General features: G+C 65.0%; 16 protein-coding genes. 5 read left to right on the forward strand and 11 right to left on the reverse strand.

Going from position 1 to position 19,338, the window contains the following annotated elements:
- Positions 1 to 23 precede the first annotated feature (23 nt).
- Positions 24 to 2,876, reverse strand: coding sequence for a TonB-dependent receptor domain-containing protein (locus M2331_RS02255; RefSeq protein ID WP_181558784.1), 2,853 nt, complete (start codon positions 2,874 to 2,876; stop codon positions 24 to 26).
- Positions 2,877 to 3,367: 491 nt separating this feature from the next.
- Between M2331_RS02255 and M2331_RS02260 the strand changes: the two genes are divergently transcribed.
- Complete coding sequence (locus M2331_RS02260; RefSeq protein ID WP_264588315.1) at positions 3,368 to 4,426, forward strand: LLM class flavin-dependent oxidoreductase; 1,059 nt, start codon at positions 3,368 to 3,370, stop codon at positions 4,424 to 4,426.
- Positions 4,427 to 4,585: 159 nt separating this feature from the next.
- Here M2331_RS02260 and M2331_RS02265 read toward each other — a convergent pair whose 3' ends face one another.
- Together M2331_RS02265 and M2331_RS02270 are read right to left on the reverse strand one after the other, a co-directional pair.
- Complete coding sequence (locus tag M2331_RS02265) at positions 4,586 to 5,296, reverse strand: anti-sigma factor family protein (RefSeq protein ID WP_181558786.1); 711 nt, start codon at positions 5,294 to 5,296, stop codon at positions 4,586 to 4,588.
- A gap of 28 nt (positions 5,297 to 5,324) precedes the next feature.
- Positions 5,325 to 5,783, reverse strand: coding sequence for an RNA polymerase sigma factor (locus M2331_RS02270; RefSeq protein WP_264592433.1), 459 nt, complete (start codon positions 5,781 to 5,783; stop codon positions 5,325 to 5,327).
- Between the two features lie 115 nt (positions 5,784 to 5,898).
- On the opposite strand from M2331_RS02270, the gene M2331_RS02275 reads away from it, so the two are divergent.
- The gene (locus tag M2331_RS02275; protein WP_181558788.1) at positions 5,899 to 7,203 is read left to right on the forward strand and encodes a S8 family serine peptidase; all 1,305 of its coding nucleotides are present in this window, start codon (positions 5,899 to 5,901) and stop codon (positions 7,201 to 7,203) included.
- 95 nt (positions 7,204 to 7,298) lie between these two features.
- Positions 7,299 to 7,994, forward strand: a complete 696-nt coding sequence (locus M2331_RS02280) for a hypothetical protein (protein WP_181558789.1) — start codon at positions 7,299 to 7,301, stop codon at positions 7,992 to 7,994.
- Positions 7,995 to 8,102: 108 nt separating this feature from the next.
- On the opposite strand, the gene M2331_RS02285 is transcribed toward M2331_RS02280, so the two are convergent.
- The 5 genes from M2331_RS02285 to M2331_RS02305 form a co-directional block, all read right to left on the reverse strand.
- Complete coding sequence (locus tag M2331_RS02285; RefSeq protein WP_181558790.1) at positions 8,103 to 9,335, reverse strand: serine hydrolase domain-containing protein; 1,233 nt, start codon at positions 9,333 to 9,335, stop codon at positions 8,103 to 8,105.
- Between the two features lie 140 nt (positions 9,336 to 9,475).
- Entirely contained in the window at positions 9,476 to 10,321 is an 846-nt protein-coding gene (locus M2331_RS02290; RefSeq protein WP_181558791.1) for a beta-etherase, read from the reverse strand.
- A gap of 149 nt (positions 10,322 to 10,470) precedes the next feature.
- Positions 10,471 to 11,280 (reverse strand): class I mannose-6-phosphate isomerase, encoded by an 810-nt coding sequence (locus tag M2331_RS02295; protein ID WP_181558792.1) that lies wholly within the window; start codon positions 11,278 to 11,280, stop codon positions 10,471 to 10,473.
- A 3-nt stretch (positions 11,281 to 11,283) separates the two neighbouring features.
- The gene (locus M2331_RS02300) at positions 11,284 to 12,954 is read right to left on the reverse strand and encodes an amidohydrolase (protein WP_181558793.1); all 1,671 of its coding nucleotides are present in this window, start codon (positions 12,952 to 12,954) and stop codon (positions 11,284 to 11,286) included.
- Positions 12,951 to 13,820, reverse strand: a complete 870-nt coding sequence (locus M2331_RS02305) for an NAD(P)-dependent oxidoreductase (protein WP_181558794.1) — start codon at positions 13,818 to 13,820, stop codon at positions 12,951 to 12,953. The genes M2331_RS02300 and M2331_RS02305 overlap by 4 nt, the downstream gene beginning before the upstream one ends.
- Positions 13,821 to 13,877: 57 nt before the next feature.
- Between M2331_RS02305 and M2331_RS02310 the strand changes: the two genes are divergently transcribed.
- Entirely contained in the window at positions 13,878 to 15,137 is a 1,260-nt protein-coding gene (locus M2331_RS02310; protein WP_181558795.1) for a threonine ammonia-lyase, read from the forward strand.
- A gap of 35 nt (positions 15,138 to 15,172) precedes the next feature.
- Here the strand turns inward: M2331_RS02310 and M2331_RS02315 are convergent, their stop codons facing one another.
- From M2331_RS02315 to M2331_RS02325, 3 genes are all read right to left on the reverse strand, one after another.
- Positions 15,173 to 15,568 carry a response regulator gene (locus tag M2331_RS02315; protein WP_181558796.1) on the reverse strand — a complete coding sequence of 132 codons (396 nt, stop codon included), beginning with the start codon at positions 15,566 to 15,568 and terminating at the stop codon, positions 15,173 to 15,175.
- Entirely contained in the window at positions 15,565 to 17,016 is a 1,452-nt protein-coding gene (locus tag M2331_RS02320; RefSeq protein WP_264574523.1) for a sensor histidine kinase, read from the reverse strand. Before M2331_RS02320 ends, M2331_RS02315 begins: the two co-directional genes overlap by 4 nt.
- A gap of 152 nt (positions 17,017 to 17,168) precedes the next feature.
- Positions 17,169 to 17,558 (reverse strand): nuclear transport factor 2 family protein, encoded by a 390-nt coding sequence (locus M2331_RS02325; protein ID WP_181558797.1) that lies wholly within the window; start codon positions 17,556 to 17,558, stop codon positions 17,169 to 17,171.
- A gap of 128 nt (positions 17,559 to 17,686) precedes the next feature.
- Here M2331_RS02325 and M2331_RS02330 point away from each other — a divergent pair, with 128 nt between their 5' ends.
- The gene (locus tag M2331_RS02330; RefSeq protein ID WP_181558798.1) at positions 17,687 to 19,312 is read left to right on the forward strand and encodes a GMC family oxidoreductase; all 1,626 of its coding nucleotides are present in this window, start codon (positions 17,687 to 17,689) and stop codon (positions 19,310 to 19,312) included.
- The last annotated feature ends 26 nt before the right edge of the window (positions 19,313 to 19,338 follow it).

Genomic DNA, 19,338 nt, shown 5'->3' on the forward strand with positions numbered 1-19,338 from the left:
CGCCGCACTGGCCCGCCCAATCATCAGAAGCGAACCTTCACGCCCACCTCGAACACGCGTCCGATTTTGTCGTAGAGCTGGCCATTCACCGGCTGGCTCTGCGTTGCATAGGGGCTGGATGGAGGATCCTTGTCGAGGAGATTGGAGACGCTGGCGGACAGCTCGAAATTGCCGGCCACGCGGATCGTCGAGAACAGATTGACGTAAGCGGCCGCCGGGATGTCATTCTCATTGATGGTCAAAGCAGGGATCGTGTCGAACTGGTTATCGTTCTTGCCCTTGCTGATGTACAAGAGCTGCGCTGACAGCGAGACCGCATCGGTGCTGAATGTCTGCGTGAGATTTCCCCGGAAGCGTGGCTGTGAGCCGAGGCTGCCCATCCCGTTCTCGCCCGACCGGTCGATGCCATTGATGTAGGACCGCAAGGCGTAGGTTCCGGTGAACCGCGTGCTCATGGACACGCCGCCGCCAAGACTGGCCTGGTAAGAGAGCGCCATGTCCAGTCCGCTCGTCTTGAACTGCGAAATATTCTGGACAGGCGCGACAAGGCGCGTCGGCGTTGCGCCGCTGAAGGTGATGTAGCTGCACGCCTGGGCATCGCCCGCCGAGCAGGCATTGCCAATATTGGCGGCCGTGATCGAGTCGATCGCATCCTTGAGGTCGATGAGATAGTAGTCGAGCGACATGCGCAGCCCGGGCAGGCTCGAGGGCTGTACGACAACGCCCAGCGTGAGCGTGTCGGCCTTCTCAGGCTTCAGATCGGGATTCCCCACCGTGCGGTTCTGCGGAATGACGGCCGTGACCCCGTTCACCGTCAAAGGCACGTTCACGAAAGAACCGGGCGAGAACAGTTCGTAGATCGCCGCTGCACGGATGTCCTTCGAGCGTGTCACGCGAAAACGCAGCCCCTGGATGGGCTCGTATACGCCACCCACCTTCCAGGTCGTCTGGCCCCCGGCCGTGCTGTAATCGGCATAGCGAATGGCGCCATTGAGATCGAGATTGCGCGCGAAAGAAAGGTCCCTGGCGAGCGGCACGATTGCCTCGACATAGCCTTCCTTGACATTGAACTTGCCGGAGAAGGGCGCGACATTGCCGATCGCAAACCGACCGGCTGTCGCGAGCGGACCGGCCGTCAGAACCTGCGACTCCTGGCGATACTCACCACCAAAGGCGACCGCGACGGGCGCAGCCCAGGTGGAAAACGGCTCGCCACGCATGTTGATGCTCGCGGCGTGCTGCTTGTAGATCACCTCGTGATAATCGGAGCGGTTCACATAAGCGAGCGCGGCCGGCGTTTGGGTGCTGACGGCATTCGGCCCGAAGATGTTGACTGGAACACAGCCAGCGGCGAGGGGATTGGCAGGCTGCCCGGCGAGGGTCGACCGGCAGACGATCCCGCCGCCTGGAGCCGTGACAGCATCCACCGCCAGATTCCAGAAGGCGGGTGAGAAATTATTGCTGAAGTCGCTGCGGAACTGGTTTTCGCCATAGGAATAATGGGCATCATAGTGCCACGAATTGCCGAGGTCGCCCTCGACGCCAATCGTGCCGTGCGGCGTCTTGTTCTTTACCCGGAAATTGATGTTCCCGACATCATAGACACCCTTGGCGACGGTGATGCTGGTCAGCCCCTGCGCAGCCATGGCATTCTTGACCGCTTGCGGCAGGAAGGCATTGTCGTTGCGGATCGTAAAGGACGCAAAGTTCGGCAGGCCGCCGGTGAACAGGCCTAGCGTCTCTGAATAGCCCCCGGACAGGGTGATATTAAGAGCAGGCGAGACTTCGAAACTGCTGAGGGCGTGAACGACAAAGCGCTCGATGCCGGGGATCAGGCTCGACCCCTTGGACCGGCTAAGACCCTCGCCGCCAATCTGATTGGTGCCGTCATCGACACTGCCGACCTGATAGGGCCGGATGGTGCCATCATCATTGAAGGTATAGTTGCGCAGGCTGAAGTTGGCAGGGCCGATGATGCGGCCGCCGATGCTGTTGGAATTGCGCACGCCGTCGGCCACGATATTGGCGGGCAAGCCATTGGTCAGATAGGCTCTGTTGGTGACGATCATCTCCTCGCGGCGTCCCCAATCGCGGCGATAAATGTCCTGAATCTCGTCACTGCGCGCTTTCTCGACCGCCACGACGATGTTCCCCCGGCCGTCCCCGAACGACAAGCCTCCCACGGCGCCGAGCTTGTAGCGGAAATTGTCGCCTTGCTGCGAAATGCCGGTCTGGGCAGACAGTTCGATGCCGGTCATCTTCTTCTTGAGAAGAATGTTGACCACGCCTGCAACGGCATCCGATCCATATTGTGCGGACGCGCCGCCCGTGACGACTTCGACTCTTTCAATCATGTTCGTTGGAATGACGTTGAGGTCCGTCGCGACGGGTGATCCTGTCGTGACCGAAGATGCCTGAGGCACAACCCGTGACCCATCGACGAGCACGAGGGTCCGCTGCCCGCCAAGCCCCCGAAGATCTGCCGTCGCCTGCCCCGGGCTCGCGAAGTTGTTCGCGTTTCCGCCGACCGAGCGCGTGGCCTTGAAAGCCGGCTCCTGCTGCAGCACTTCAGCAATGCTGATCGGCGACTGCTGATCGACGATATCGGCGCCGATGACTGACACGGCCGATGGTGCAGAAAAACCGGCCGCGGCGGCGCGAGATCCGGTTACGATGATGTCGGTGCTACTGGCGCTTTCCGGCGCGCTGGCTTGTGTGCTGGCCTGAGCAAGAGCCGCCATGCCATCGGGCTGGCCACCTTCCGACGCATTCGCAGCGCTCGGTAGGCTCAGGACAATGCTGGTCACGAGTGCGGTGGTTGCCTTCCATGTTACGCGCGGTGGCGTGAAAGCGGCAACTTTCCTGAGTGTCTTCATAATCCTCCCTCCAGTCAGCTTCGGCAGCATATGGCGCGCCGAGTTTTTTTGGTCTCTTGACGTCGTCCAGCCCTGGTTGGGCCTGGCGAGAAACGCCATCCTCCTACCCGATCATTCCCGCCGAAACAACTTATTTATAGATATATATAAAAACCAAAGTAAAGCTGTGAGCGCTTGTGAAGGTTGCCGTTTTTGCGTCATCTGCCAACTTCCCTTCACTCGGGATATGACACGGAAAAGACGGTATATTACGGCCCGTATCCCACGTGCGATGAGCCGTTTTTCACGCGCTCGGTTCGCTCGCTGTCCGAGCGGTCAGGCTTCTCGAGTCTCACGAAATAATAATTTCTATTGTGTTTTAATTATTGCGTTGATAGTCGGGCCGTGACGATAAGATTTGCGGGAGAAAACCCATGTATGAGAGGCGCAACGTTCGTGCAGGCGTATTCCTGCCCCCACATCACGGCAACGATGAGGACGTGGCGCTCTGCATGCGTCGGGATTTCGAGCTTGTGGACTGGCTGGAGCATCTCGGTTTCGCCGAATTGTGGATGGGCGAGCATCATTCCGGTGGCATGCAAATATATGGCTCGCCAGAGTTGTTCATCGCGGCTGCGGCGGAACGGACCTCGAGGATCAAGCTCGGCGCCGGGGTGATCTCGGTGCCCTATCATCACCCCTATATGATTGCGGATCGCATCCTGCAGCTCGATCATCAGACACGCGGTCGGGCCATGTTCGGCTTTGGTCCCGGCATGCTGGTGTCCGATGCGCACATGTTGAACATCAAGCCGGAACAGCAGCGTGAGAGGCTGGTCGAAGGCTTGGATGTGATCGTCCGGTTGCTGGATGGCGAAGTCGTCGATCACGATAGCGACTGGTTCTCGCTGCGGGAGGCGAGCCTCCAAATGGCGCCTTATAGCTTCCGTCGTCCCGAAATGGCGGTCGTGACCTCCAAGACGCCGATCGGATCGCGCCTGGCAGGCAAATACGGTCTAGGCATCCTCACTCATGGCGGCGGCGATGTTGCCGCGGCATGGAAGCTGGCGGAAGAAGCCGGCAGCGCCCACGGCAATCAACTCAATCGCGATAATCTGCGTGTCGTGGTTTCCTTCCACTTGGCCGAGAGCCGCGCGGATGCCGCTGCGGCCATGCGTTTCGGGCTCGAGCCTTGGCTGGCCTATCTGGAAGCACTCAACCCGAAAAGCTATGCGGATACGCGCGCTAAAGCCGGGTCCGATCCGGAGCGCATCATCGCGGCGCGTGGCGGGTTGATCGGCACGCCAGACGATGCCGTCGAATATCTCGAGGCCTTATGGGAAAAGACGGGTGGCTTCGGTTATATTACGATGACCGGGACCAACTGGATGGATTTCGAAGCGACCAAGCGGTCTTATGAGCTCATGATGCGCTACGTCATGCCACGGTTTAACCGGGCCAATGCCCAACGGGAACGGTCCTTCAACTGGGTCCACGAGAGACGCGATGAATTCAGCGGTGCCAACCAGGCCGCCATTGCCAAGGCTGTTTCAGAGGGCGGGAAAAGCTGAGCCGGCAATATGGGGCAACTCGCGGGGTGGGCCGGTCGGTGAGTGTGCGTCCCAGGTAAACTGGGACGGCGCCGCGTAAGAGTCAGGCCATCAATGGTGGCACCTCGGGCCGATTGGCGCAGCAAGACCACCTTTTTTATCCTCCGGCCTGTATGGCAGTTATTTCTTCCACCCTTTCGCCATGGCCCGCTTTTCGGCCGCCGCATCCAGCGGATCGCCGCTGATCTGGGCGTCCACATAGGCCATGATGGCGGCATCGCCACTGGTCGCCATGCGATAGCTTCCCTCGGTCTGGCGGGGATGGCTGACCAGCGCGCGGACGGCCCAGCCGTCCTGGTCCCGACAGGCGACGCCGGCGGTACTGGCGGTATCGAAGCTGCGGCAAATGTCGCCTTTGCCATCCTTGAAGGTGAGGCGCACCCTGACCGGCGCGGCGGCGCCATCGGCATCCCCGGCGCTGGCAAGCTGGGTGTCGAGCGCCTCGGTCAGCTCTGCGCTTGCGACCAGCCCGTCCTGAGCGGTGGTACCAGCCTTTGGCAGCATCTGCGCGCCGACGAACCCCGCCACCAGCGCCGCCGCGACGGCCGCCCATTGCGGCAGGCCAAAGCCTGCACGGCTTGTGCGCCGGGCGCGCGCTTCGGCCAGGCCTTGCACAGCCCCCTCGCTCGTTACAATTGCGGCCATGCCAGCCGGCACCGGGGCAGCGGCGACTGGATCGAACGCTGCGCGCAGGCCCGCCTGCAATTGACGCTGCGCTTCCAGCTTCTCGCCCAGCGCGGGATTGGCGGCGACGAGTGTGGCGACGCGCTTGGCCTCATCCTCGGGCAGTTCGCCATCGAGCCAGGCATAAAGCGTTTCGTCATCGATCATGGGGCCGATCCTTGGGTCCGTCATCTGCTCATCCTTCGCCCACAAGCGCCAGCAGCGCATTGCGTCCACGCACCAGCCGGCTCGACAGCGTGCCGACGGGTATCTCCAATATCTCCGCGGCCTCCCGATAGCCGCAGCCTTCGATCAGCACGAGCGCGACAGCCTCGCGCTGGTCGTCCGGCAGCCGGGTCATGGCTGCCATCATCCGGTCGAGGTCCAGCCGGGCTTCGAGGCCGGGCCGGGGGTCTTCGCCCACCTGCTCGCCGGCTTCTTCCGGCAGCAGGCGCGCGGCCTCCCGATTTCGGGCGCGCGCCGTATCGATCCAGGCGTTGCGCGTGATCCGGTAGAGCCAGGAATCGAGCCGTGTGCCGGCCTGCCACTGGCCACGGGACCGCAAGGCGCGCTCTACGGCGATCTGCGCCAGATCGTCCGCGTCGGCGGCGCTGTGCGACAGCCCATGTGCGAACCGGCGCAGGCGCGGCAACATGGCAGTGAGGCCTTCCTCGAACCCGTCCAAGCCAATTCCTTTCAGCTCTTGTGGATGAAACGACGCGGCACGAGCGTTTCATCCAAAGCTTGAGAAAAAATGATAAGGACCGACCATGGCGCGACAATCAACCGCAATTCTCCTGATCGCCGCTCTGCTCGGCGGAAGTGCGCAGGCGCAGCTTCTGCCGGGCAATCTCGGCCAGCTTCCCGGCCAGATCGCCGGGGGCGTGGTCGATCCGCTCTTGCGCGATACGCCGGCGACCATCGGCGGCGCGGTGGATACGCTCAGCATCCGCGCGGCCGACACGCTGGACCGGGCGTCCTTGCGCGATTTGCGCCGCGCCCGGCTCGATGCGCTGATCCGCGCCAACCGCGATGTGCTGGAGGCCGATGCCGACGGCCAGCCGGTGCGGCGGGGCGAGATCATCGCGCTTGATGCGTCCCCGGATCAGCTCGCGCGCCTCAAGGCGGCGGGTTTCGAGACATTGCGGACGGAGGCGATGGAGGAGCTAGGCTTGCGGACCCATGTGCTCGGCGTGCCGCGCGGCGAGACGGCGCGCAAGGCACTGGAGCGCGCCCGCAAGCTCGCGCCGGAGGGGGTGTTCGATCTCAATCATGTCTTCGAGCCTGCCGGCAGCGCGCTGGGGGAGGCGGACGGCGCTGCGGCCGCCAGCGAGAGCGGCGGCGCCAGTGGCGCGCCGATCGGCATGATCGATGGCGGCGTCGCGACTCACCCGGCGCTGGCCGGCGCGTCGATCCGCCAGCGCGGCTTCGCTGCTGGCGCGCCCAAGGGCAGCGGCCACGGCACGGCCATCGCCTCGCTGCTGATCGGGCGGGATGGTGCCTTCAAAGGGGCAGCCACGGGGCGGGTATTGCTGGCCGCGGATGTCTATGGCGGCAATCCCGCTGCCGGATCGGCTGAACTGATCGCGCAGGCGCTGGGCTGGCTGGTCAAGAGTGGCGCGCCGGTCATCACTGTTTCGCTGGTTGGCCCGCCCAATCAGTTGCTGGCCCGCGCCGTGGCGCTGGCGCAGCAGCGCGGCGTGATCGTCGTTGCGGCGGTGGGCAATGACGGGCCTGCCGCGCCGCCCATGTATCCGGCCTCCTATCCCGGCGTGATCGCCGTCACTGGGGTCGATGGCCGGGACCGTGCGCTGCTCGAGGCGGGGCGTGCCAAGCATCTGGATTTTGCCGCACCCGGCGCTGACATGGTCGCTGCGCTGCCCGGCAAGGGCTATGGCAAGGTGCGCGGCACATCCTTTGCCGCGCCGCTCGTTGCGGCACGACTGGCCGCCGCGCAGGGCGCACCTGCGCGCCGCGTCACCACGGTCGCCAGCGAAGCGGTGAAGGGCAAGGGCAATGTCGGGCGCGGCATCGTCTGCAAAGCCTGTCGCACGGTGTCCGCGACCGCGCGGTAAAAATTTTTCCGGCGGGTCGGGATGAAGTCCCATCCGGCCGTCGTTCTCCTTCCGACGGGCCAGAAGAGAGGCCCGCATCTTGAAGGAGATGACATATGAACCGGATTTTGATCACCACGTTCGCCGCTGCCGCTATTTTCGCGATGCCCGCGCAGGCGCAGCTCCTTGGTAATGCCGGCGGGTCGCTGGGCGGCACGCTTGGTGGCACGCTGGGCGGTGCCGGCAATCTTGGCGGTACGCTCGGCTCGGTCGGCTCTGCCTCGCAGAGCGTCACCGGCACCCTGTCCGGTGCGGGCCGGGCCGACACCAGCCGCTCGGTCGATACGCGCTCGGGTTCGGCAAGCGCCAATGCGGGTCTGGCCGGCACGGTCGCCGGCACCGTTGAGGGCGCCACCGCCGCGACTGGTCCGGCCGGCTCTGTGACCGGTGGCGGTGCGCTCGGCACCAGCCAGAGCATCGACAAGAGCGTCGGCGTCTCGGCGCAGGGTGTCGGCACCGATGCGGTTCGTAGCACGGCCGGGGAGGTCGTCGGAACGACCCGCGGCACCGTGCAGGGCACGGCCGAGACGGCGCGGGGCACCGCTCGCGGCACGGTGGAGACCGCGCGCGGCACGGCCCGCGGTGCGGCTCAAACGGCGCGCGGTACCGTTCGTGGAACGGCCAACGCTGCTCGCAACGCGGCCGGTCAGGTGCGCGATACCGCCGGCTCGGTGGATGCCAGCGGCACCGTGAGCGGCTCGGTCCAGGGTTCGGGCACGGCCGGCCAGTCTGCCAGCACCGGCGACGAGTAAGCCTCCCTCGCACCGTCGCCGTAGAACGGCGCTGTGTGGGACAGACCGTTCGGAATGCCCCGGCTTCGATGAGAGGCCGGGGCATTTCTCATGCTCGAGAGATGGCGCTCAGCGCGGTGTCCAGGCGGCTGCGGCCTTCAGGAATGCAGCCGTCTCTTCGTCCGCGCTCATATTGGCTGGCGGGAAGTAGCTGAGCTTCACCACCACCGTGCGGCTCGCCGGATCGACGAACACATATTGCCCCTGCAGGCCGATGGCGGAGTAGGAGCCGCCGCCGAGCGTCCACCACTGATAGCCATAACCCATCGGCCCTGCTTCCTTGGGGTCCGTCGGCCGCGTCGATTCCGCGACCCAGGCGGCGGAGACGATCTGCTTGCCATTGGCCTTGCCGCCATCGAGCATCATCTGCCCCACGCGCGCCCAATCGCGCAGCGTGGCATTATAGCCGGCGCCGTTGAACTCGCGGCCGACGCCCGGCGGCCCATCCATGATGAAGAAGCCGTCGCGCTCGGCGCCCAGCGGCTCCCACAGATGCTTGGTTGCATAGCCGGCAATGGTGTCGCCGCCGCTCACCCGTTCGATCAGCCAGCCGAGCACGGCAGTGTCGATGGTCTTGTACTGGAACACAGTGCCCGGCGTGTGCAGCCGCTTCACCTGCCGCGCCATGTCGGCAAAGCGCGAGACATTCTTGACCAGCGCATTGATGTGATTGGTCGCGGCGATGCCGGGATTGGCGAAGTCGTAGCGCTCCTCATAGTCCACGCCCGAGCGCATCTGCAGGATGTGGCGGATCGACACGCCCTCATAGCCCGAGCCCTTCAGCTCAGGCAGATAGGCGGTGATGGGATCGTCGAGCGACTTGATCCGCCCTTCCGCCAGCGCGCTGCCGATGAGAATAGATGTCAGCGACTTGGTCATCGACCAGCCCATGAAGCGGGTCTGCTCATTGCTATTGTTGCGGTAGATCTCGGTGACGATCTTGCCGTCCTTCATCACCAGCAGCGCGTTGGTATAGGTGCGCTCCAGAAAGTCGTCGGCCTTGTAGGTCGTGCCCTTATAGGCATAGCTGAAATCGAGCGGCTTGTCGTTGCGCGGGAGCTGCCAGATCGGCCCGGAGCGCGGCGCCGAGCGCGTGGTGAACAGCGTGTCCATGCTGCGGAAGGTCAGGGACGCGACGTCCGCATCGTTCATGTGCCAGCGCAGGATCTGCACAGCGGGCGCGACATCGGACTTCGCGCCACTGGCCAGCACGGGTGGCAGTTCCTGCTGGGCGAGGGCAGGGGCGGCACAGATGGCGATGGGAGCCAGGGCCAAGCCGACCCGGCGAGCAAGATTTTTCATGATTATGTCTCCTCTCCTGCGCTGTGGGTAATCCGGGTGCGGGCGGACGGCAAGAGATCGCAAAACGAACAGGCGGCACGCCGTGAAGCCTGCCGCCTGTCTGTCTCTGGTAGCCTCGAAAGGACGATGTCGCGGGGCGCTCAGGCGGCCGGCTGGGCCTCTCCCTTGAGCCGCGCGGTTTCCGCCGAAGTCGACTGCGGTCCGGTGTTGCGGCTGGAAAGCCCGTTCTTGGCATTGCCCTTCACGAACGGTTCGGGATCGCCCTCGCGCAGTTGCAGACCGAAGATGGGCGAGAGACCGGGATGACGGCCGAGGCCACCATACAGATCGAACCCACGCTCGATCCAATCGCGCAGCGGATCGTCATCGGTCAGCACGGGTGTATCTGCCACCGAGGCGGTGAACAGGAACACGGCGAGCAGGCGGTAATCGGCATAATTGGGCGTATCGCCACCGAACCACTTATTCTCCGCCAGCACATTGCGCATGATCTGGAGGTTTGGCGGCACCTTGGGCAGGCGCTCTTCACGGCCCACGATGATATCCTCGATCTTGCGACCGAACATCCGCTCGCGCGACTCGGTGACATATTGGTGGTCCTGCGGCAGCGAGCGATCCCGATATTCCTTGAGGAAGCAGGTCATCCACGGGCTGATCGCTTCTTTCCACAGCCAGGCTTCCATGCCCTGGGTGAGGGCGCGCACGCTGGGGTGCGGGATGAGCGTCGGCCGGTCGGGATAGGTCTCGTCCAGATATTCGGCGATCAGCCAGCTATCGAGCACCCATTTGCCATCGTCGACGATGGCGGGCAGACGCTCGGTCTTGCCGCCGGTGCGCTCGAGAATGCCGGTGAAGCCGCCGGGCACCGTGTCGATCTCAAAGCCCTTGTGGGCGATCGCATATTTCGTTGCCCACACGAAGGGGCTGATCGTCGCGCCGCTCGCCAACGCCAGATCGTAAAATGTGATTTTGTTGTCTTTTGCCATTGCAGAGCCTCTTTCAGTCCTCGCCATTGTCGGGCGCTGAATAGGGCTTTGCGATCTCGAATGCCAGTATTTTTGCGGCTAAGCGCAAGGGGAATGAGCGCAGCTGCGCGGGCTGGGCGCGCGCTCTCATTGACTAAGTCTGGCAGGCGTCAGCTTTGCGCGATGAGGCCCCGGGCGGCTTCGGTCACGGTCAGCGTGGCGGAATCCGTCACCAGCCAGCACTCGCCCGTTGCCCAAGCCAGTCCGTCGATCATGCCACGGCCGCTCAGCGGAACGAACCAGCAAGGGCCATTGGCGCAGTCCAGGTCATGGTTGCCTTCGTGCCAGCGCTCCAGCGCCAGCGTGAAGGGCGCCTCGTCGCGGCGGAGAAGCGTGTCCGCATCCACATCTGCGATGTTGACCGGCGCCCTCGTATAGGGCTCGGCCCGGCTCACGGCGACGCCGTCATCCAGATGCAGTTCGCGCGGCCGGCCATAATCGTAGAGCCGATAGGTCACATCGACATTCTGCTGCACCTCGACCAGGGTGACGCCAGCGCCGATGGCGTGGACAGTCCCGGCGGGAATGTAGAAGAAGTCGCCGGCCTTTACCGGTTTCCAGTCCATCAGATGCTCGATGCTCCCATCGAGCGAGGCGGCGCGCAGGGTCTCGTCGTCCAGCGGGCGGAGCGTCCCCATGCCGAGCGTCGCACCCGGCTCGGCATCGAGAATGAGCCAGCACTCGCTCTTTCCGCCCGGCAGGCCGCGCGCTTGGCCTTGCGCGTCATTGGGGTGAACCTGGACGGACAGGCGCTCGCTGGTGAAGATATATTTGACGAGCAGCGGCGGATGCTGGCCGTCCGGCCCATCGAACCAGACCTCGCCGATCTGCCGGCCCTGTCCATCGGGATAGGCCGCCGGCAGATCGGTGCGGCCCCACGGCTTCTCGACATATTTGGTGGCAAGGCGAATGGCGTTCACGATTCAGCGATCCTTCAGGGCGACGCGCTTGCCATCCATCCACAGCTCGACGACCTGCGTCGCGGCAAGGTCGGTGGGGCTGGCCAGCTCGATGTCGCGGTCCAGAATGAGGAAATCGGCGCGCTGGCCGGGCGCGAGATTGCCGAAGCGCTCTTCGGCAAAAGCGGCGTAAGCCGCGCCGCGGCCATAAGCGCGCAGCGCCTCGGCCAGCGTCAGGCGCTGCGTGGGCAGCCAGCCGCCGGCCGGCTCGTTGCGGGCATCGAGCCGCGTGGTGGCGGACTTGAGGCCGATGAAGGCATCCGCCGGCTCCACAGGCGCATCCGAACCGAATGCCAGCGGCACCTTGTTGTCGAGCATCGTCCGCCAGGCATAAGCGCCGCCGAGCCGCTCCGGCCCGAGCCGCCGCGTCGCCATCGCCCAGTCGGAGGTGGCGTGCTGCGGCTGCATGGAGGCGATCGTGCCGCTGCGCGCGAAACGGGTGAGATCGGCCGGGTCGACGATCTGCGCATGTTCGATCCGCCAGCGCCGGTCGCCCTTATAGGTCTCGCTCAGCTCCTCGATGGCATCCAGCGTCTCTGCATTGGCCTGATCGCCAATGGCGTGGACGGCGAGCTGGAAGCCGTCCATCGCTGCCCGGCTCATCTGGTTGCGCAACTGGGCTGATGTCAGCAGCGCTAAGCCGCTCTCCTTGGGCGCATCGGCATAAGGCGCCTTGAGCCAGGCGCCGCGTGACCCGAGCGCGCCATCCAGCACCAGCTTGACGCCGCCCAGCCGCAGCCGGTCGTTGTACAGCCACGGGGTCGGCGCAGGCCCGGCGATCAGCGCGGCCTGCTCCATGCCGGCGGCATAGCCCAGGATGCGGATTCGCAGCGCGCCCCGGTCGCCGGCGCGGCGATAGGCCTGCCAATGCTCGATGCTGGTGCCCATGTCGGCGACGGTGGTGACGCCGCGCGCCAGCAGCGCATCCTGCGCGGCGGACAGTGCCGCGTCATAATCCTTGGGCTGGGGACGGGGGAGAGCGGGCGTCATCAGCGCCATCGCCTTGTCGACGAGGATGCCGCTGGGACGCCCTGCGACCATCTCGATCCGCCCGCCGGCAGGGGCCTTGCTGGTCGGTGCGATCTTGGCGGCGGTCAGCGCGGCGGCATTGGCCCAGCCGGCATGACCATCGACGCGCTCCAGCCAGATCGGGCGCCCATCGCCCAGCCCATCGAGGTCGGCGGCAGTCGGGAAGCGGCCGAGGTTCCACTTCTCGTGATTCCAGCCAAAGCCGATGATCCACGGACGGCCGGGATTGGCCGCAGCGAAGGCGGCGATCTTCTGCCGCGCCTCTTCGAGCGAATTGGTATCGCTCAGGTCCAGATTGAGGCGCGAGAAGCCGAGATCAATGACATGAACATGCGCGTCGATGATGCCGGGCATCAGCGTGCGGCCCTTGCCGTCAAAGCGGAAGCTCGGCCGATCGGGGCGTTTCTCGCCGCGCGCCAGTCGCTTCTCGACGCGTCCATCGTCGCTGATGATAAGGCCGGTGAAATGCACGAGATCGCCGGTCGCATCGACCGTGATGCCGTTCACATTATCGATCAGGCCCTGCGCGTCGGCGCGGGGTGCGCCCGTGCCCAGCCCGAGCGCGAGCGCCGCCAGAACGGCGCTTGTCTTTCGTGCGAAACTCATGGCTTGCGCAGGCGCCTCACCAACGCGCTGGTGTCCTGCCGCCCGCCGCCCATGGCGACGACCTCGGCATAATATTGATCGACCAGCGCCGTGACCGGCAATGTGGCGCCGAGCGTGCGCGCTTCATCGAGGGCGAGGCCCAGATCCTTGCGCATCCATTCCACTGCGAAGCCGAAATCGAAGCTGTCCTCGCTCATCGTCTTCCAGCGATTGTCCATCTGCCAGCTTTGCGCGGCGCCGCCGCCAATCGCTTCCTGGACCTTGCCGAGGTCGAGGCCCGCTGCCTGCGCAAAGCGCAGCGCTTCGGAGAGACCCTCCAGCACGCCGGCGATGCAGATCTGGTTGACCATCTTGGTGGTCTGACCCGCGCCGGCCTCGCCACAATGCACGATGCGGGCGGCATAGCTCTGCATGACCAGCCGCGCTGTCTCGACCGCCACTTGGGTGCCGCCGCACATCACCGAAAGCGTGCCGCCCTGCGCGCCGGACTGTCCGCCGGAAACCGGCGCATCGACGAAATGAAGCCCCCGGCTCTCCGCCTCGTCGGCGAGCTGCCGCGCGATCTTGGCGGAGACGGTGGTGTGATCGATGAACAGCCCGCCGGGGCGCATCGTCCGGAACGCGCCGTCGCGCCCGATGGTCACCGCTTCGAGGTCGGCATCATTGCCGACGCAGCTGATGACGACCTCGGCCTCCGCCGCGGCTTGCGCGGGGCTGACTGCCGCCTCGCCGCCATGCTGCTCGACCCAGGCCTGGGTCTTGCCCATCGACCGATTGAACACCGAGAGGTCGTGCCCGGCGGCGGCGAGATGCCCCGCCATTGGCCCACCCATCACTCCCAGCCCGATAAACGCGATTTTTGCCATAAGCAGGGCATAGTGGCAGTTTGCAGGATGCGCCAGATGGGAGTAGGGGGCGGCGCCATGAACAGGATCGAACCGCTTGAGCCCCTGACGGCCAGTGCCGATGCGCTGCCCGTCTCCGTCGCCGATGTCCGCGCGGCGGCGGCGCGAATTTCGGGCTCGATCCTGCGCACGCCCACGGTGGTCAGCAAGACGCTCTCGCAGATGACCGGCGCGACCGTGTATCTCAAGTTCGAGAACCACCAGTTCACCGCCGCTTACAAGGAGCGCGGCGCGCTCAATCGCCTGTTGCTGCTGGACGATGCGTCGCGGTCCAAGGGTGTCATCGCGGCGTCGGCCGGCAACCACGCACAGGGCCTTGCCTATCACGGCGCCAAGCTCGGCGTTCCCGTCACCATCGTCATGCCCATGACGACGCCGCTGGTGAAGGTGATGCAGACCGAGGGTCACGGCGCGACCGTGGTGCTGGAAGGCGAGAAATTCGAGGACGCCTATAATCACGCGCGCAAGCTGGAAGCCGAGCGCGGGCTGACCTTCGTCCACCCCTTCGACGAGCCGGACATCATCGCCGGGCAGGGCACAGTGGCGCTGGAGATGCTGGAGGACGCGCCGGAGATCGACACGCTGGTCATTCCCATCGGCGGCGGCGGGCTCTTCTCGGGCATGGGGACCGCCGCGCGCGGCATCCGTCCGGATATCGAGCTGATCGGCGTTCAGGCCGAACTCTACCCCTCCATGTACGATGTGGTGAAGAGCGCCAACCTGCCATGCGATGGCGATACGCTGGCCGAAGGCATTGCGGTCAAGGAGCCGGGGCAGCTCACGCGCCGCTTCGTCACCGCGCTCGCCAATGATGTGGTGCTCGTGACCGAGCGCGCGCTGGAACAGGCGGTGAGCCTGCTGCTCCAGATCGAGAAGACCGTGGTCGAGGGCGCTGGCGCCGCCGGTCTCGCCGCATTGATCGAGCACAAGCCGCTGTTCGCTGGCAAGACGGTGGGCCTGGTGCTGTGCGGCGGCAACATCGATACGCGCCTGCTCGCCAATGTGCTGCTGCGCGATCTGGCCCGGTCAGGCCGGTTGGCCCGCCTGCGCATCATCATGCAGGATCGCCCTGGCGCGCTGTTCCATGTCGCTCGCATCTTCGATCAGGAGGCGGTGAACATCCTGGAGCTCTCCCACCAGCGGATTTTCACCAATCTGCCCGCCAAGGGGCTGACTCTGGATGTGGAATGCGAGACGCGCGACGAAGCCCATCTCCAGCGACTGATGCAGGCGCTGGCTGTGGCGGGCTACGATACCACCCCGGTCGAGCTGGCCTGAGAAGGCCGCCGCGCCGGTGACGCGGCTTTGTCCGGTCAGGTCAGCGGCGTGTCGGGTTCCGGCTGGCTGGCAGAGCTGGATGCCAGCGCCGTCTGGAGCGCGTCATCCAACGCGGCCACGCTATAGGGCTTGGTCAGCGTCGTGACGTTCGCGAATGCCTCCGGGTGCAGCGCCCCGCCATAGCCGGTCACGAAGATGCAGGGTGTGCCCTTGTCTCGCAGCATCTGCGCCAGCGGATAGCTTTGCTGGCCATGGATGTTCACATCCAGAATGGCGAGGTCCAGCGCCTGTCGGCCGATCAGCTCTGCCGCACTGTCGAAACTGTGCGCCAGAACGGGGTTCGCGCCGCGATCCAGCAGCTTGTCTTCCAGAACGAGCGCGATAATTGGCTCGTCCTCAACGATCAGGATGGTCAGGTCGTCCAGTCTCATGAAACAATCGATGCGTTGGTGAGCTTTGCCTTGATGGTGCACAGCAGGCCGGTCGGCCGAAAGTCTATGACGACGCCGCTGGCCCGTTCCGTCGAGAAGCCGTGCTCGATGAGGCGCGACCCGAAACCCCGACTTGCGGGTTGCTGGACGGGCGGGCCACCGCGTTCTTCCCAACGCAGGTCGATCAATCGGTAATCCTCTTCTTCGTCCTCGATCGTCCAACTGAGGTCTATGTGACCTTCAGGCACGGACAAAGCCCCATATTTCACAGCATTGGTGCAGAGTTCGTGAATGATCATGGAGAGGGACACCGCCGTCTGCGGCGCGATGGTGAAATCCCGGCCATCGAGATGCACCCGTGCCAGATCCTCGCCGATGGAGGCTTCGGCCGCACTGCGCACCGTCTCGATGAAGCCGGCGGTTTTCCAGTTGCTGGTCGTCAGCAGATTATGGGCCGCCGCCAGCGCCGCGAGCCGCGCATTGAAGGTCTGACGCGGAACCTCGGACCCCGGCATCTGGCGGAAGGATTGCATCGCCAGGCCCTGGACGATCGCCAGCGTGTTCTTCACGCGGTGATTGAGCTCGTTCATCAGCAGGGCCTGCCGCTCTTCCGATTCCACTTGGTCGGTCACGTCATGGCCTTGGACGAACACCCCGGAAACAGTCCCGCCTTCGCCCACGGTGGGTTGATAGACGAAGTCGAGGTAGCGCTCCTGCACCTCGGTTCCCTCGTCATTCTGCAGCAGCACCTTGAGGCGGCGCCCGATGAAGGGTTTGCCCGAGCGATAGACCTGGTCGAGCAGGTTCAGGAAGCGCTGCCCGCTGACCTCCGGCAGGGCGTCCTTCACCCGCTTGCCCAGCAGATCCCGGCCCCCGACCAGCTTGTGATACGCGGCGTTCGCCATGCGGAACTCATGATCCGGCCCGTGCAGAATGGCCACGAATCCCGGCGCCTGCTCGAACAGGGATTTGAACTGCCCGGCCTCTTCCGCGAGGTCCAGATTGCGCGCCTGCACGGCATTGGCGCGCTGGATCAGGCCCATTTCATCGCGCATGGCCCGCAGCGTCTGCAGTTCGGTCACGTCGACCGTGTGCTGCAGGATGTAGGCGACCTTGCGTGCCTCGTCCGCAAAGGGCGTGTGGGTCGCACTCCAGTAGCGCACGTCCATCCCGCCATCGGGCGTGGGAATGTCGTAGCGGATGAGCGCGATCTCGTCTTGTTTGCCGGAGGCGAAAACCCGCCGGAACGAGGCTTCCAGCTGCCGGTGACTCTCCGAGTCCGGGTCGCTCGGAAAGGCATCGAACATGTTCTGGCCCAGCAGCTTATCGCGGGTGCGCATGGTCACCTGCAGATAGGCGTCGTTCATCCAAACGATCCGCAGATCGCTATCGAGCAACACATAGGGATTGGGAGAACGCGCCAGCAGGGCCTGAAAATCGATCGTCACGGAGCCCTCGGAAAAGACGGACGGCGGTAGAATCCAGCCCGACAATGCACGATCTTGCGCGTCGGTTGCACAGAGTCAATTTCATTCCACCGGCGCCGCCCAAAGCCCGACGATTTTTGGTCGCATCTGCACGGGCGGCGAATGCCCGCTGCTCAGAACATCCCGTTCGCGTTCGGCCCGCCGAGCTTCACGTCCTGCGCGACATCCCAATGCTCCACAATGAGGCCGTTCTCGATCCGGAAGATGTCAACCACCGCCCAGCCGCTATCGTCCGGCCAGCGGCGGACGTGATAGTGGACAATGACATGATCGCCATCGGCGAACATGCGCTTCACGTCATGCACGCCCTGGGGATGCACAGACCTGATATGGTCGAGAAACGCCTTGAATGGCGCGCGCCCCGCTTCGATCGAGGGATTGTGCTGGATGTAGTCGGGGGCGATGAACCGGTCCACGGCGCCCGAATCCATGGGGTTGAGCACCTCGTCGAAAAGGCCGCGCACCAGCGCCAGATTGGCTTCCTCATCGGCGGTATATCGCATCTCATCGCTCTCCATTGCCGCAGGCGTGCGTTATCGCACTTGTGCTCGTGCATATGCACCGTAAGACCAGCAGGGCAAAGGCTGCAACGGTCTGGCAGAGACAGCGTGGAGGGGAGGGCGACCGACCGGTGGATGAGGCGGACTTCGTCATCGTGGGGGCAGGCAGTGCGGGCTGCGTGCTGGCCAATCGCCTGAGCGCGCACGCCGGAACCTCCGTCACGCTGCTGGAGGCGGGCGGCGAGTGCCGTCATCCGATCATCGACATGCCGCTCACCTGGATGCAGGCCGCCGCGACCAAGCGCTTCATCTGGGGCAATGAGAGCGAGCCGGACCCGCAAATGGGCAATGGCACCCAGCCCATCCCGCGCGGCAAGGCGCTGGGCGGCAGCTCCTCGATCAACGGCACCATGTATATTCGCGGCCATGCGGCGGACTATGATCGCTGGCGCGATATGGGACTCCCCGGCTGGGGCTTCGACGACGTGCTGCCCTATTTCCGCCGCTCGGAGACCAATTGGCGCGGCGCGGGAGCCGACCATGGCGGTATGGGCGAACTGCACGTCACCGCGATGAAGCCGGACCCGGTGCTGTTCCCGGCGTTCATGCGCACCGCGCGCAATCTGGGCTATGACGAGGAACCGGATTTCAACGTGCCGCGCCCGGAGGGGTTCGGCATTCCCGATTGCACGATCCGCGCGGGGCGTCGGCACAGCACGGTGCGGGCGTTCATCGACCCGGTGCGTGGCCGCCCCAATTTGCGGATCGAGACCCATGCGCTCGCCTCGCGCGTCATCATGGAGCATGGCCGGGCGGTCGGGGTCGAGTATCGCAAGGGCGGGACCGTGCGTCAGGTGCGGGCGCGCCGCGAGGTGATCCTGTGCGGCGGCGCGATCAACTCGCCGCAACTGCTCATGCTCTCCGGCATCGGCCCGGCGGCGCATCTGGCTGACATGGGCGTGCCGGTGCTGCGCGATCTGCCGGGCGTGGGCGCCAATCTGCAGGATCATCCGATCGCGCTCAGCTTCTGGCAGGCCGCCGCGCCGGTGACCTTTGACGACCAGTTGCGGCTCGACCGGATCGCCCTGCACGCGGCGCGCTGGGCCCTGTTCGGCACCGGCAATATGGCGCAGAGCCCCATGTCGGTTCAGGGCTTCCTGCGCTCTGGGCCGTTGCAGGATCGGCCGGATCTTCAGTTTCAGATCGTCCACGCAAGCTACGCGGCGCGGCCCTGGTTCCCCGGCTGGCGAAAAGGCGCGGGGCATCAGTTCTCGGCCGGCACGCTGCTGCTCAATCCGCAGAGCCGGGGCAGCATCGCGCTCCGCTCCGCCGATCCAGAGGCGCTGCCGAAAATCCACCTGAATTTCTTGAGCGAACAGGGCGATCTTGATCGGCTCTTATGGTCGATGCACTTCATGCGCCGTTTCTTCGCGACAGCGCCGGCGCGGGATCTGGTCGCCGCAGAAGTCGCGCCCGGCTCGGATGCAGCGGATGATGCGGCGCTGGAAGGCTGGCTGCGCGCAACGGCGCGGAGCGGGGGCCATCCCGCCTGCACCTGCGCCATGGGGACCGACGATGCCGCCGTACTGGATGCGCAGTTGCGGGTGCGCGGCATCGAGAGCCTGCGGGTGGTCGATGCCTCCTCCATGCCGGCGCTGATCCGAGGCAATACCAACGCCCCCGTAATCATGATCGCGGAAAAGGCGGCTGACCTCATTCTGGGCAAGACGGCGCCGGCCGAGCCAGCGCAACGGTGATGGACGAGCAAGAACGGCCAGACCGG

It is taken from the genome of Sphingobium sp. B10D7B (genome assembly GCF_025961955.1).
GTDB lineage: Bacteria > Pseudomonadota > Alphaproteobacteria > Sphingomonadales > Sphingomonadaceae > Sphingobium.

What these genes read in the sequence shown, in the direction of transcription:
- M2331_RS02255 (WP_181558784.1), bottom strand. Translation starts at nt 2,876, where the DNA reads ATGAAGACACTCAGGAAAGTTGCCGCTTTCACGCCACCGCGCGTAACA.
- M2331_RS02260 (WP_264588315.1), top strand. Translation starts at nt 3,368, where the DNA reads ATGCGTCGGGATTTCGAGCTTGTGGACTGGCTGGAGCATCTCGGTTTC.
- M2331_RS02265 (WP_181558786.1), bottom strand. Translation starts at nt 5,296, where the DNA reads ATGATCGATGACGAAACGCTTTATGCCTGGCTCGATGGCGAACTGCCC.
- M2331_RS02270 (WP_264592433.1), bottom strand. Translation starts at nt 5,783, where the DNA reads ATGTTGCCGCGCCTGCGCCGGTTCGCACATGGGCTGTCGCACAGCGCC.
- M2331_RS02275 (WP_181558788.1), top strand. Translation starts at nt 5,899, where the DNA reads ATGGCGCGACAATCAACCGCAATTCTCCTGATCGCCGCTCTGCTCGGC.
- M2331_RS02280 (WP_181558789.1), top strand. Translation starts at nt 7,299, where the DNA reads ATGAACCGGATTTTGATCACCACGTTCGCCGCTGCCGCTATTTTCGCG.
- M2331_RS02285 (WP_181558790.1), bottom strand. Translation starts at nt 9,335, where the DNA reads ATGAAAAATCTTGCTCGCCGGGTCGGCTTGGCCCTGGCTCCCATCGCC.
- M2331_RS02290 (WP_181558791.1), bottom strand. Translation starts at nt 10,321, where the DNA reads ATGGCAAAAGACAACAAAATCACATTTTACGATCTGGCGTTGGCGAGC.
- M2331_RS02300 (WP_181558793.1), bottom strand. Translation starts at nt 12,954, where the DNA reads ATGAGTTTCGCACGAAAGACAAGCGCCGTTCTGGCGGCGCTCGCGCTC.
- M2331_RS02305 (WP_181558794.1), bottom strand. Translation starts at nt 13,820, where the DNA reads ATGGCAAAAATCGCGTTTATCGGGCTGGGAGTGATGGGTGGGCCAATG.
- M2331_RS02310 (WP_181558795.1), top strand. Translation starts at nt 13,878, where the DNA reads ATGAACAGGATCGAACCGCTTGAGCCCCTGACGGCCAGTGCCGATGCG.
- M2331_RS02315 (WP_181558796.1), bottom strand. Translation starts at nt 15,568, where the DNA reads ATGAGACTGGACGACCTGACCATCCTGATCGTTGAGGACGAGCCAATT.
- M2331_RS02325 (WP_181558797.1), bottom strand. Translation starts at nt 17,558, where the DNA reads ATGCGATATACCGCCGATGAGGAAGCCAATCTGGCGCTGGTGCGCGGC.